The sequence below is a fragment of the Paenarthrobacter sp. TA1.8 genome (genome assembly GCF_048595705.1).
Taxonomy (GTDB): domain Bacteria; phylum Actinomycetota; class Actinomycetes; order Actinomycetales; family Micrococcaceae; genus Arthrobacter; species Arthrobacter nitroguajacolicus.
Genome location: NZ_CP184287.1, coordinates 1,910,785 through 1,923,635, shown reverse-complemented (window position 1 = coordinate 1,923,635; position 12,851 = coordinate 1,910,785). Strand labels below are relative to the sequence as shown.

The following is a 12,851-nucleotide window of genomic DNA, read 5'->3' as shown; positions in this document are numbered from 1 at the left end:
AACTAGAGCATCTTCTCCCACGTCATACTGCGGTTTACTGGCGCATAACCCATGCCCAAGTAGAGTTCCAACGCCCCCGTGGGGTTGGCCGAGTCCACGTCCAGTGAGGCCACGTCCATTCCCGCCGAGACGTAGCGCTGCATGGCATCGGCGAGCAGTGCTTGGGCTATGCCCCGACCGCGATAGGCCCGCCGCACGCCAAGGAGCTCTGTGTAGCCTTCCTTGAAACCGCGATCGGCGGCAGAGTCGGGATCAAAGCTGGTTAGCTGGTATCCGGCCACCTCCCCCGTGCCGGAATCAATAACCACCGCACTGAGATCGTGCCGGGCCGTCGGTTCCTCAATGGTGAAGCGCCACGCTTCTTCATCCCGTGGCTCGCTCCCCCAGTGGTCCCTGAACGCATCGTTATGGGCTTGGCGCACGGGTTCAAAGAGCGATGGATCCAGCGTCCTGAGCTCAAGTCCCGCACTCAGGGGCGCCACGGGCAGTTGCTGGGACAGGGGCCGGTGCATTTCGTTGAACCAGCGCACAGCACCGTAGCCGTGACCCATCAGGAGTGTTGCCTGGTGCTCGTGCTGTTCCTCCGTCTGGATGCGGAGACGCGGCGGTGCTGTGGTGTGTCCGGCAGCTTGATCGGACTCGAACCGGGAGCGTACTTGTCCTTCCTGCCACATCAGCACTGCAGAGCCGATGCCCCGTTGTTGCCATTCCGGGTCAACGCACGCCATTCCGGTGGCTTTGTCGCCCTCGGGATTCTTGGCGATTCGGCCGTAGGCACGCGCCACACCGTCGGAGTCGATGCCCAGCAGCGTGCTCGTTTCCGCCGGGTTCTTGGTCGACTCCAGGATGTGGACCAGGTCGCCGCGCTTTTCGTACCAGACGGGATGTTCGACGGCGGCCGTCCGGGCAATCAGGCCCGCCCAGTTCCCGAGGTCTTCCATGGTGGCTGGTCGCCAGCTCAGGCCGGTTGCAACGGCGTCGGGCATGACTTGGCGTGCGGTTTCGAAAGGCATGCCAACAGGCTACTGAGGAGTAGACCTTCCCACCAGTTCCGCCGCGCCCGGGCTTCGCTTCCCGGCACCCTGGGTTGCAGGCAACTCCAGCCGCCCATCTGCCGGATCAATATCGTCCGGATTATGCGTGACCAGGACAACGGTGACGTCCTTGAGTCCATTGCGCAGAATGGCCATCATTTCCCGCGCCGAGCCCGCATCCAAGTGGGCCGTAGGTTCGTCAAGCAACAAGACGGTGGCTCCGGTCAGGAGCGTCCTGGCCATGGCAAGCCGCTGACGTTCGCCGCCGCTCAGGAAAGAACCGCCAGGGCCGATACGGGCATCGAGCCCTTCCGGCAGTGCCGCCACGACTGAATCAAGCCCGACGTCGGCCAGCGCATTGCGCATCTCTGACTCGCTGGGCTTCGCTGCAGCCGGGCGGCTCAGCAGGAGGTTGCCGCGGATAGTGGAGTCGAACAGGTGTGCCTCCTGGGGGCACCACGCAGCTTTGCCGGCGAGCTTCACAGTTCCTTCTGTCAGGGGCAGGAATCCGAGAAGTACCGAGAGGAGCGTGGACTTCCCTGCACCGGAGGGGCCGGTCACGGCAAGCCATCGGCCGGGCTCGGCAACAGCATTCACACCGGAAAAGACGTTCGGGCCACCCGGCCAGGACGCTGACGCACCCCGCAACTCCAGTCCCGCCCGGCCGGGCCGATCAGGCAGGCGACGCGTGCCGCCGTCGTGCTCTTCCGCTTGGCTCCCTGGGGTGGGGGTGTCCAAAGCGCCGGATGCTGCCACGCGGCCGAGCACGGCTGCGAGCGCCGGGGCTTGGCGCACAGCGGACACGATGCCACCAAAGGGTTCAACCAGGGCTAGTTGCATGAGGACAATGACAGCTGCCAGTTCCGCTGCGACAGTGCCGTTCAGTACGGCGGGTGCACTCAGGACGCCCGCCCACAAGGCGGCCATCGAGCAAGCCAGGACAATCACTGCCTGGCCGAGCCCTTCAGCCCATGCCGACCGTTGTGCAGAGAGGGTGGCGGTGCGGTCTTTGTCGCGCAGTGCACCGAGGACAGGCTCCCCCACCCCGTTGGCACTCAGTTCCGCACGGGCATCGAGGGCTGCGGCCACTCCCCGAAGCACCACTGAACGCATCTGCTGTTCAGCCTTGGCGGCGTTCCTGTCAGCCAGGACCGCAAGGGTCGGGGCAAGGACCAGGCCGACGACGGCGGCTGCCACCACCGCCGGCAGGGCAGCCGGCAAAACGATTGCTGTAGCGAGGATCGACGCGGCCCCGACTCCAAGGGCAGTTACGGGAGGGAGGACAACCCTGGGCAGAAGATCGCGGAGGGTGTCCACGTCGTCCACGATGGAGCCCAACACGTTGCCGCCTTGGAGGAGGCGCCGGAGGGACAGCGCCCTGCGGCTCAGCGATGCCCACAGAGCACCGCGGAGCCGGGTCATCGCAGCGAAGACAGCATCATGGGTCAAGAGCCGCTCGCAATAACGCAGAACGGCCCTTCCTATACCGAAGAACCTGACTCCGACGATCGCGCCGAGCAGGTAGAGAATGGGCGGTTGTTCGCTGGCGCGGATAATCAGCCACCCGGACAGACCTGACAGTGCCACTGCGAAGAGGGCGGCCAGGACGGCCACGACACCTGCGGCAAGGAACTTCCAACGTACGGGTCGCAGAGCCCGCAGGAGACCATGCAGGCTGCTGGTCGTGGGAGCGGGCGGGAGGCCGCGTTGGGGACTGGCTTCCTTCGCTGGGACTGTAACAACCCCGCCACGGGTACCGCGCGGACTGCTCGCCCCGGCCACTATGGGCACCGAGGTCCCCTGGCGGTGCTGGTGCTGCTGCCCTACGGGTACCAGGTGGTCGGCGAGCGCCCGGGTGGCGGCGTCGTGGGCCACCAGGATCACGGTGACGTTGCCACGAAGCGACTCTATGGCGCGACGGACCACGCTGGCGGAGTATTGGTCCAGATGGGCGGTGGGCTCGTCGAGCAACAGGACCGTAGCGCCTGCTTCCACGCGGGCCAGTCCACGGGCGAGGGCGATCCGCCGCAGCTCTCCGGGGCTTAGTTCCGCTGGGTTCCTGGCAGCCAGGTGCTCTGCAGAGGCCTTCCGAAGGACACGGGTGACGGCCTCGGAGAAGTTCCCCTTGTACCCGTCAAGATAGAGTTCAATCTCTTTCTGCACAGTTTCGGTGGCCATGACAGGGTGTTGCGGAACCCACGCCACTGTCCCTGGGTCCGCACCGGTGATGGTCCCTGTGACCGAGGCGCCCGGCCCTTGGCCGATGAGCCCGGCGAGGACACCCAGGACTGTGCTCTTCCCGGAGCCGCTGTCGCCGTCGAGGGCCGTAACGCGCCCGGGCGCGGCAGTGAAGCTGAGGGGCCCGACGGCGGCTGCTGACCTTCCGTGGTACGTCACGGACAATCCGCTCACAACTACCCCGGCCTGCGCAGTGTTGGAAGGCTCATGATCCTGCAGGCGCTCGTGTGCGGGGGCATCCAGTACGGCGTTGGTGGTTTCGAGGGCTGCCCTGCCGTCATCGCTTGCGTGGTGGGCGGTGCCGAGTTCCCGCAGCGGAAGGTAGCAATCCGGGGCCAGGATCAGTGCCAGGAGACCGGCTTCAAGGGCCATGTCGCCATGCACCAGCCGTACGCCGATGAATACAGCCACTACGGCCACGGAGATCGTCGCTATGAGTTCCAGGGCCAGCGCGGAAAGGAACGCCGTGCGAAGTGTGCCCATGGTCCGGGTCCGGTATTGCTCGGAGATATCTTCCAGGGCTGCGCGCTGTTCGGTGGCACGTCCCAGACCCACCAGGACGGGAAGGCCTTTGGCGAGTTCAAGGATGTGGCCGGACAGTTTCCGGAGCGTGCTTTGCGCCTCCCGGACGGTGTCTTCGGTGTGCCTGCCGATGAGGACCATGAACAGCGGCACCAGTGGAACCGTCAGGACGATCACCACAGCACTTACCCAGTCGGCGAAGAGGATCCGGGCTCCGATCAGGAGCGGGACCGTAGCGCAGTTCACGATCGCAGGCAGGTATTGGGTGTAGTAGTCGTCCAGTGCGTCCAGGCCCCGCGTGGCAAGGATCGCCAGGCCGCCGTCGTTCATTCCAGCTACGGGCGACGAAACGCCGTCGGACAGCGAGCGCCTCAACAGCCGTGCCCGCAGTTCCTCTTTGACGCCCAGCGCAGCCCGTCTGGAGGCAACGCCTTGGCCCCACACCGTCAGCGACCTGAGGACCGCTCCCACCGCGCCCCAGATCAGCCCGTTGTTCCAGTCCGCCGGGCCGGAGTTCCCTGCCCCGGACGTTAGTCCGGCCAGCATCCCCGCCACAGCCTGGGCCATGAGCACCAGGGACAGTGCTTTGAGGGTGGACATCAGGCCAAGGGCGTAGAGCGCCGATCGCGTGGCTGGGCCGGTAGGGAACACGGGTTTCATGGGGCGGCTATTCTCCCGATTTGCGTGGTGTGGCCGGCGAGCTGTCCTTGGGGATCATCACCTTGGCGGCGATGGCTGGCAGGAACCCGTGGGCTTCGGGGATGTGGGCCGCGCTTACGCGCCTCCGGAACACCCAGTACGTCCATGACTGGTAGGCAATCACGAGTGGCAGGCCAACGGCTGCAACGATGCTCATGAGGCCCAGCGTGTAGTCCGAGGACGAGGCATTGGAGATGGTCAAGTTGAAGGCGGGATCGATCGTGGAGGGGATGACCACCGGGAAGGCAGCTCCGAAGATCGAGGCAGTGGCGCACACAATGAACGCGCCGAGGGCGCTGAAGGCGCGTCCTTCAGACCCGGCTCGGGCCAGCCGCCACGCCAGGACCACTGCGACGATAGCTGCTGCCACCAAGGCCCAGGTCCAGGGCTTGCCGCTCAGGAACTGGACGACCACCATCCAGCCGAACATCGGCAACACCGCGAACGGCACCAGTCGAATGAACCAGCGGCGGGCGCGATGCCGCACGTCGCCGTCGGTCTTAAGGGCAAGGAACGCCAGTGCGTGTACCAGGGCAAACGCCACCACACCGAAACCGCCAAGGAGTGCGTAGCCGCTGAACCAGGACATTGGGCCACCGACGCGGTCCCCATTGGCATTCAAGGGCAGGCCCGTGGTGGTGAGCGCCAAGGCTGCGCCGATGCCGAAGGCAGCCCCGAAGGATCCGATCGCGATCGCCCAGTCCCAGCGGTTGCGCCACCGCTCGGAGTCCACCTTGCCCCTGTATTCGAAAGCGACTGCCCGGAAGATCAAGGCGGCCAGGACAGCCAGTAGCGGGAGGTAGAGGCTGGAGAATAGCGAGGCGTACCAGAGAGGGAAGGCTGCGAAGGTGGCACCGGCTGCGGTGAGCAGCCACACCTCATTGCCGTCCCATACCGGGCCGATGGTGTTTAGCAGCACGCGGCGGTCGGTGTTGTGGCGGGCAAACAGCTTCATGAGCATGCCGACGCCGAGGTCGAAACCCTCCAGGAAGAGATAACCGGTCCACAACACGGCGATGGCCACGAACCAGATGGTTGGCAACAGTTCCATTGTCAGTACCCCTTAGCCTTTAGTAGGCGAATGCCAGGACGTCGTCGCCGGACTTGTCCGGTCCGGTGCCGTCGTCGTTCTTGTCATGTTGGTCGTCGGAGTCCTGCGCGTGGCCCAGTTCGGGCATCGCCGAGGCCACGCCGCCGCGGATGTACTTGACCAGGAGCTTCACCTCCACCACCAGCAGCACGGCATAGATGGCGGTGAGGACTACCAGCGAGGTCATGAGCTCTCCTGCGCTGACCCCCGGAGATACCGCGGCAGCGGTGAACATGAAGACCTGGTCGATTCCGTTCATGTCAGGGTTGGGGGCCACCACGAACGGCTGCCTGCCCATTTCGGTGAAGATCCAGCCTGCGGCGTTGGCGCCGAACGGTGCGAGGATCCCCAGGACGGCAAGACGCATGAGCCATTTTGACTCGGGAACCACGCCCTTGCGGGTGACCCAGAGGGCCAACAGTGCGGCGAATGCGGCGAGGCCACCGAAGCCGATCATCATGCGGAAGCCCCAGTAGGTCACTTCCATGACAGGCACGTATTGGATTTCCTGTCCGGCGCGCTCACCGTACAGGGGGTTGTCCGGCAGGTGGGTGCCGTACTTCTCCTTGTACTCACCCAGCAGGCTGTTCACGCCCTTGACCTCGGTGGTGAAGTCGCCCTTGGCCAGGAAGGAGAGGATGCCGGGTACTTCGATGACAGCCACGATGTCGTCGCAGTTGGTGGCACCGAGGTTGCCGACGCTCAGGACCGAGAAGCCCGTGCCGTCATGGCAGGCAGCTTCCGCTGCGGCCATCTTCATGGGCTGCTGCTCGAACATCAGTTTGCCCTGGAGGTCACCTGTGATGGCCGTTCCTGCGAAGGAGATCATGGCCACCACTGCGCCAATTCGCAAGGATGTCATCCATACGGTGTAGTCGGCTTTGTCACGGCCCGGGATTGCGGCCTTGCCGGGAACCAGCTTGCCGTCCTTGCCCACCACATCAATGCCATCGTGGCGGCGGCGCCAGAGGTGGTACCAGGCGATACCCAACAGGAAGGCGCCCGCGACAGCCAGTGCACCGAACAGTGTGTGGGGCACCGCAACCAGTGCCGTGTTGTTGGTGAATACAGCCCAGGCATCGGTCATCACGGGCCGGCCATCCACCATCTCAACGCCCACGGGGTGTTGCATCCAGGAGTTGGCCACGATGATGAAGTATGCGGAGAAGACTGAACCAATCACGGCGATCCACAAGCACGCCAGATGGACGCCGCGCTTGAGTTGCTTCCAGCCAAAGATCCACAGTCCCAGGAAGGTGGATTCAACGAAGAAGGCCAACAGTGCTTCGAGGGCCAGGGGCGCACCAAAAACATCCCCGACGAAACGGCTGTACTCACTCCACGCCATGCCGAACTGGAATTCCTGGACGATGCCGGTGGCTACGCCCATGATGAAGTTGATGAGGAAGAGCTTTCCCCAGAACTTGGTCATCCGCAGGTACTCGGGCTTGCCGGTGCGGTACCAAATGGTCTGGATGATGGCCACTACCAGGCCGAGGCCAATGGTGAGCGGCACCATCATGAAGTGGTAGACGGTAGTGATACCAAACTGCCAGCGTGCGATTTCCAAGGCGTCCATGGCTGTCCTTTGTGCGGTGGACCGAAGTACGATGACCTTACTTCTACGTCACGTAGAAAACTTCTCTTCTACACAGTGTAGAACAAATGGAGGGAGACGAAACCCATTCTTCAAGTGGCGTAACCCACGCGCAAGGGATCGCTCATGGGCGCGGCGCGCCGATAGTTCTACCTCACGTAGAATGAAGCTCTGAAAAGCGGTAGATTTATTGTGGAATGTTGGATCATCGCTCCCGGCAGCAGCCACCCTGCACCGGGAAGCGGAAGGTAGGGACGTATAAATGGCAAGTCTTGGGGAACTGGAACGGGCAGTGATGGATCTGCTCTGGGCAGGCCAGGAGGCTGCAACCGCCAACACACTGCGCGATCTCCTGGCGCAGGATTCCGAGGCCGGTGACGGCACCGCGGGTCATCAAGGCAAGGATCTGGCCGTAACCACGGTCCTCACTGTGCTCTCACGCCTGGAAAAGAAGGGCCTGGTGGAGCGCGAACGCGGAACGCGGCCACACCGCTACCAAGCCGTCTCCAGCCGCGCCGATCACACCGCCGAACTCATGCACGAGGTCCTGGGCTCGGCTCCGGACCGCGAGGCCGTCCTGGCACGCTTCATTGGTTCCGTCACCGAAAGTGAAGCCGCTACCCTGCGCAAACTGCTCGGCTACAATTAGCCACTATGTTCTGGACCTCATACCTGCTTGCGGTCCTGGCAATCATTCTGGCGTGGCCAGTACCCGTACTCCTGTCGCGCGCACAGTGGCCGGCACGATCCCCCTTCACCGCCATGGTGCTGTGGCAAGCGATCGCCCTCGCTGGTGGCTTGTCCATGATCGGGGCCATGCTCGTTTACGGACTCGAGCCCATCGGGGACAACCTCATTGCGGGACTCAAGAGCCTGGCCGGGATGGTCTTCAACAACGAACCCACTACGGCGCTGGGCTTTTGGCACCTTTTTGCGCTCTCCGCAGCGGCACTGTTGACCGCCCACCTGGTCTTCACCCTGCTGCTGACCTATTACAAGATTGAACGCCAGCGGCGACGCCACCGCGAGCTGCTGGCCCTCCTGGCGTCACCGTCGGACGACGGCCCCGGCACCGTGGTGATCAACCACGACTCCCCCGTCGCCTACTGCCTCCCTGGCGGCGCCCGATCCGTAACGGTACTCTCCGACGGTCTGATGGCAGCACTTGAACCAGCTGAACTCCGGGCTGTACTGATCCACGAGAACGCGCACCTGTCCCAGCGCCACGATCTCCTCCTTTGGGCCTTTGCTGCCTGGCGTCAGGCCCTGCCATGGTTCCCCACCACCCGGCTGGCCCAGACCGCGGTGAACTCCCTGATCGAAATGCTGGCCGACGACGTCGCCCTCCGAACCGAAAGTAAGGGCACCCTGATCAAGGCCATCGCCATCGTCGCCAGCGGCACCACACAGCCCGCCCTGGACGGGCAGTCCGTCAGCGGGCGTCAGGCACTGGCCGGCAGCCAGGCACTCAGCGCAGGGGGCGCCGTCGTCGAGGGCAATGCAGTCAGCGCCACCGGCGGTGCCGACTCCCCACGCACGACGGCGTCACGCGTCAGCCGCCTGCTCTCACCCAAGCCTCCACTCACCAGGGCTGCGCGGGCACTGGTCCTGGCCGCCTCCGCCTTGCTGCTTGCGGTGCCCACTGCACTGTTGATCGTTCCGGGACTACTGGGCTGACGGATTGCCTGGCTTGACCGGCTACTGGGGCAGCGTCGCCTCGTACACCAAGGAGGCGTAGCCTTCCAAGGCCTCGGCACAGCGAGCCAGGTGCTCTGAGGCAACAGCCGCCTGCGGCAAATGAAGCACATCGCGCGACTTCAACTCCCTGTACCAGCGTCTCAAACGCTCCAGGCTTTGTTCTTCTTCCTCCAGTTCGGCGAAAGTGAACTTCTCCCTCGAGATCTCTTTGGCTATCTCCTGCTCAAATTTGCCGCAATCGGCCGTGAACTCGTTCCACTCCTCCAGCCGGGCAGCTTCGAATGCGCTGCGGAACGTGTCCGCGCCTGCGCCCCGGGGCGCAGCGTCCACCAACGTCCAGGAACCATCGCCCTTTGCCACCAGTGCCGAAGCTCGCGCGAGGCCTTCATCGAAGGCCGGATGGGCAGGCAGAACCCAAGTACCCGGCGACAAAGGAACAGCCCCGATCCGGCGCAGTTCGCGCCACACTGCCACCCTGTGCCGGGATGGCTGCGCAGGAACCTGCACCAAAATCAACAACCACTGTTCTTCGATCACAGTTACGAATGTAGCAGCTGTTACATTCGTACTGTGAAAGCCACGAACACTCTTAGACCTTCCGGTGCAGCCAGCCAGCGTTGGCCCCTCTACGCCGCGGGATTTACCACCGCCTTTGGCGCCCATGCTGTCGCAGCGGGCCTTGGGGCGGAAAGCGCGGACATCGGTTTGAGTTTGCTTGCCCTGGGCGTTCTGCTGGCTTTGTACGACATCGCGGAAGTGTTCCTCAAACCCGTTTTCGGCGCCCTCAGCGATCGCATCGGGCCCAAGCCGGTCATTGTGGGTGGGCTGGTGGCTTTCTCCGCGGCCTCCCTGATTGGATTATGGGCGGATCAGCCCGCCATGCTCGCCGCCGCGCGACTTGGCCAAGGGATGGCAGCTTCAGCCTTCTCCCCGGCTTCGTCCGCTAGCGTTGCCCGGCTGGCAGGCGGCAAGACCGGGCACTACTTTGGCCGCTACGGCTCCTGGAAAGGACTCGGATACGCTATCGGACCGCTGCTCGGAGCCTTGGCCATCATCACCGGCGGATTCAGCCTGCTGTTCGGGATCCTGGCGGCCCTGGGCCTGGCAGTGGCAGTGTGGGCCCTTGCTTCAGTGCCCCGCCTGCAGCCGCTTCCCCGCCCCCGGTACACCATCGTCGATGTTTGGCGACAAAGCACCCAGCGGTCGTTTCTTGGACCAACCCTGGTGTTGGCCGCTGCCACGGGAGCACTGGGTGCCGCCGTCGGCTTCCTCCCTGCGCTGGCAGCACGGGAAGGGCTTGGCACGGCCGGCAGCGTTGCCGTAGTCACAGTGCTCGCAGTAGCTTCCGCGCTGATACAGCCCCGCGTCGGCCAGCTGCGGGACCAAGGAAGAATCGCCGACAGGCCCGGCATGGTGGCCGGCCTCCTCGCCATCTCCATTGGCACCCTGATAGCCGGCTTGTTGCCGGGAGCAGCGGGGATCTACGTCGCGGCCGTGCTCATCGGTACGGGAATCGGCGTGTCCACACCTCTCGCATTCGCCCACCTGGCCGATGCAACACCGGCCGAACGCCTCGGTAGAACCATGGGCTCAGCCGAGCTGGGCCGTGAACTTGGCGACGCCGGTGGGCCGCTGCTGGTGGGAGGCGTTGCCGTAGCGGCCGGGCTGCCCTGGGGTCTGGGCGCCTTGGCCTTGGTGGTGGGAGCGGCTACGTTCGCCGCCCCGGGCGCCCCCACGCCACAGGCCGCTGATGGCGCCCCGGTTCCGTCAAAGCCGAGCTAGGCGTCGATGCGCTCCCGGTCCAGGGTGGCCGCGCCGGCAATAATGAACTCCTTACGCGGCGCCACGTCCGAGCCCATCAAAAGATCGAAGACTTCCTCGGCACGTTGGGCGCTATCGATGCCCACCTTCCGGAGGGTCCGGTGTCGTGGATCCATAGTGGTCTCGGCCAGTTGCTGAGCGTCCATTTCGCCCAGACCCTTATACCGCTGGATAGGTTCCTTGTAGCGTTTGCCCTCCTTGGCAAGGTTGGAGAGAAGCACGTGAAGCTCAGCCTCTGAGTAGGTGTAGATCATCTCATTGGCCTTCTGGCCGGGGTTGATCACTTCCACGCGGTGCAGGGGCGGGACAGCGGCAAACACGCGGCCGGCCTCGACCATGGGACGCATGTATCGGAAGAACAGGGTGAGCAGCAGTGTGCGGATGTGCGCACCGTCAACGTCGGCGTCAGTCATGAGGATGACCTTGCCGTAACGGGCAGCGTCAATATCGAAGCTTCGACCCGAGCCGGCGCCCACAACCTGGATCAACGCCGCGCACTCAGCGTTGGACAACATGTCGCCTACGGATGCTTTCTGGACGTTCAGGATCTTGCCGCGGATGGGCAGCAGTGCCTGAAAGTCGGATGAGCGGGCAAGTTTGGCAGTACCGAGCGCCGAGTCACCCTCCACGATGAACAGTTCAGAGCGCGCGACGTCATCAGTACGGCAGTCTGCAAGCTTGGTGGGCATTGACGAAGTTTCCAGGGCGTTCTTGCGGCGCTGGGTTTCCTTGTGCACGCGGGCAGAGATGCGCGACTTCATCTCGGCGACCATCTTCTCCAGGAGGAGCGCCGACTGGGCTTTGTCGTTGCGGTTGGCCGAGTTCAGCCTTGTAGTTATTTCCTTCTCAACCACTTTGGCCACGATTGCCCGTACCGCCGAGGTACCAAGGATCTCCTTGGTCTGTCCCTCGAACTGCGGCTCCGCAAGCCGGACAGTCAGGACGGCAGTCAGCCCGGCGAGAATGTCGTCTTTCTCAATCTTGTCGTTGCCGGCTTTGAGCTTGCGCGCGTTCGTCTCCACGGCCTTGCGGAAGGTCTTCAGCAGGGCGGCCTCAAAACCGGACTGGTGCGTTCCGCCCTTGGGCGTTGCGATGATGTTGACGAAGCTGCGCATAGTGGTCTCGTAACCGACGCCCCAACGCAGGGCGATGTCCACCTCGCAGTCACGTTCAACTTCCGCGATCTTGCTGTGCCCGTTCTCATCGAGGACCGGAACGGTTTCCTTGAATTTTCCAGAACCGTGAAGGCGCCAGACATCCGTCACTCCGGAATCGGCAGCGAGGAACTCGACAAACTCGGAGATGCCGCCATCGTGATGGAACACTTCCTCATGGACACCGGCCTCTCCAGGTGTTCCGGCCAGCTTGCGCTCGTCGCGCACGGTGATTTTCAGGCCGGGCACAAGGAACGATGTTTGGCGGGCCCGTGCTGCCAGGTCGTCGTAGGAGAACTTGGCGTCAGGGGTGAAAATTTGACGGTCTGCCCAATAACGCACGCGAGTTCCCGTGACGCCACGCTTTGCCTTGCCCACAACATCCAGCACCGAGTTCTCAACGAACGGCTCGAAGGGTGCATTGGGGCTTGGTTTTGCACCGGAATCCACGAAGCGTCCCGGCTCGCCGCGGCGGAACGACATCTGGTAGGTCTTGCTGCCCCGGTCCACCTGGACATCAAGGCGGCTGGACAAAGCGTTCACCACTGAAGCTCCGACGCCATGCAAACCGCCCGAGGCTGTGTACGAACCGCCGCCGAACTTACCGCCCGCGTGCAGTTTGGTGAACACGACTTCGACGCCGGAGAGGCCTGTCTTGGGCTCTACGTCCACGGGGATACCGCGGCCGTCGTCGTGGATTTCCACGGAGTTGTCGGCATGCAGGATGACTTTAATGTCATGTCCAAAGCCTGCAAGAGCCTCATCCACGGCGTTGTCGATGATTTCCCATAGGCAGTGCATGAGGCCGCGCGAGTCAGTGGAGCCGATGTACATGCCCGGGCGCTTGCGAACGGCTTCCAGGCCCTCAAGGACAGACAGATGCCGGGCGTTGTATTCAGAACTCGGTGCCACTCGCGGTGTGCTCCTTCGGGGTATATCTCCGGGTGCTTCCCAGCCGTGTGTTGACTGGTAATTCAAGGCAAACACTGCCCGTACAA

9 protein-coding genes are annotated in these 12,851 nt (G+C 63.8%); 3 read left to right on the top strand and 6 right to left on the bottom strand.

From position 1 onward, the window contains the following. Positions 1-2: 2 nt before the first annotated feature. The 4 genes from ACNAOT_RS08960 to ACNAOT_RS08945 are packed head-to-tail and all read right to left on the bottom strand — an operon-like array spanning position 3 to position 7,162. Complete coding sequence (locus tag ACNAOT_RS08960; protein ID WP_420180778.1) at positions 3-1,013, bottom strand: GNAT family N-acetyltransferase; 1,011 nt, start codon at positions 1,011-1,013, stop codon at positions 3-5. A 9-nt stretch (positions 1,014-1,022) separates the two neighbouring features. Further along, positions 1,023-4,454 (bottom strand): thiol reductant ABC exporter subunit CydD, encoded by a 3,432-nt coding sequence (gene cydD / locus ACNAOT_RS08955; protein ID WP_420180777.1) that lies wholly within the window; start codon positions 4,452-4,454, stop codon positions 1,023-1,025. A gap of 7 nt (positions 4,455-4,461) precedes the next feature. After that, entirely contained in the window at positions 4,462-5,544 is a 1,083-nt protein-coding gene (gene cydB / locus ACNAOT_RS08950) for a cytochrome d ubiquinol oxidase subunit II (protein WP_420180776.1), read from the bottom strand. Positions 5,545-5,563: 19 nt separating this feature from the next. Then, positions 5,564-7,162, bottom strand: a complete 1,599-nt coding sequence (locus ACNAOT_RS08945) for a cytochrome ubiquinol oxidase subunit I (protein WP_420180775.1) — start codon at positions 7,160-7,162, stop codon at positions 5,564-5,566. 280 nt (positions 7,163-7,442) lie between these two features. Between ACNAOT_RS08945 and ACNAOT_RS08940 the strand changes: the two genes are divergently transcribed. Together ACNAOT_RS08940 and ACNAOT_RS08935 are read left to right on the top strand one after the other, a co-directional pair. Then, complete coding sequence (locus ACNAOT_RS08940; protein ID WP_011774471.1) at positions 7,443-7,829, top strand: BlaI/MecI/CopY family transcriptional regulator; 387 nt, start codon at positions 7,443-7,445, stop codon at positions 7,827-7,829. Positions 7,830-7,834: 5 nt separating this feature from the next. Then, the gene (locus ACNAOT_RS08935) at positions 7,835-8,857 is read left to right on the top strand and encodes a M56 family metallopeptidase (protein ID WP_420180774.1); all 1,023 of its coding nucleotides are present in this window, start codon (positions 7,835-7,837) and stop codon (positions 8,855-8,857) included. Between the two features lie 21 nt (positions 8,858-8,878). On the opposite strand, the gene ACNAOT_RS08930 is transcribed toward ACNAOT_RS08935, so the two are convergent. Further along, entirely contained in the window at positions 8,879-9,415 is a 537-nt protein-coding gene (locus tag ACNAOT_RS08930) for a Chromate resistance protein ChrB (RefSeq protein WP_420180773.1), read from the bottom strand. Positions 9,416-9,448: 33 nt separating this feature from the next. Between ACNAOT_RS08930 and ACNAOT_RS08925 the strand changes: the two genes are divergently transcribed. After that, positions 9,449-10,660, top strand: coding sequence for an MFS transporter (locus tag ACNAOT_RS08925; RefSeq protein WP_420180772.1), 1,212 nt, complete (start codon positions 9,449-9,451; stop codon positions 10,658-10,660). On the opposite strand, the gene ACNAOT_RS08920 is transcribed toward ACNAOT_RS08925, so the two are convergent. Beyond that, positions 10,657-12,765, bottom strand: coding sequence for a DNA gyrase/topoisomerase IV subunit B (locus ACNAOT_RS08920; protein WP_420180771.1), 2,109 nt, complete (start codon positions 12,763-12,765; stop codon positions 10,657-10,659). The two genes, ACNAOT_RS08925 and ACNAOT_RS08920, sit on opposite strands and share 4 nt — an antisense overlap. Between the last annotated feature and the right edge of the window lie 86 nt (positions 12,766-12,851).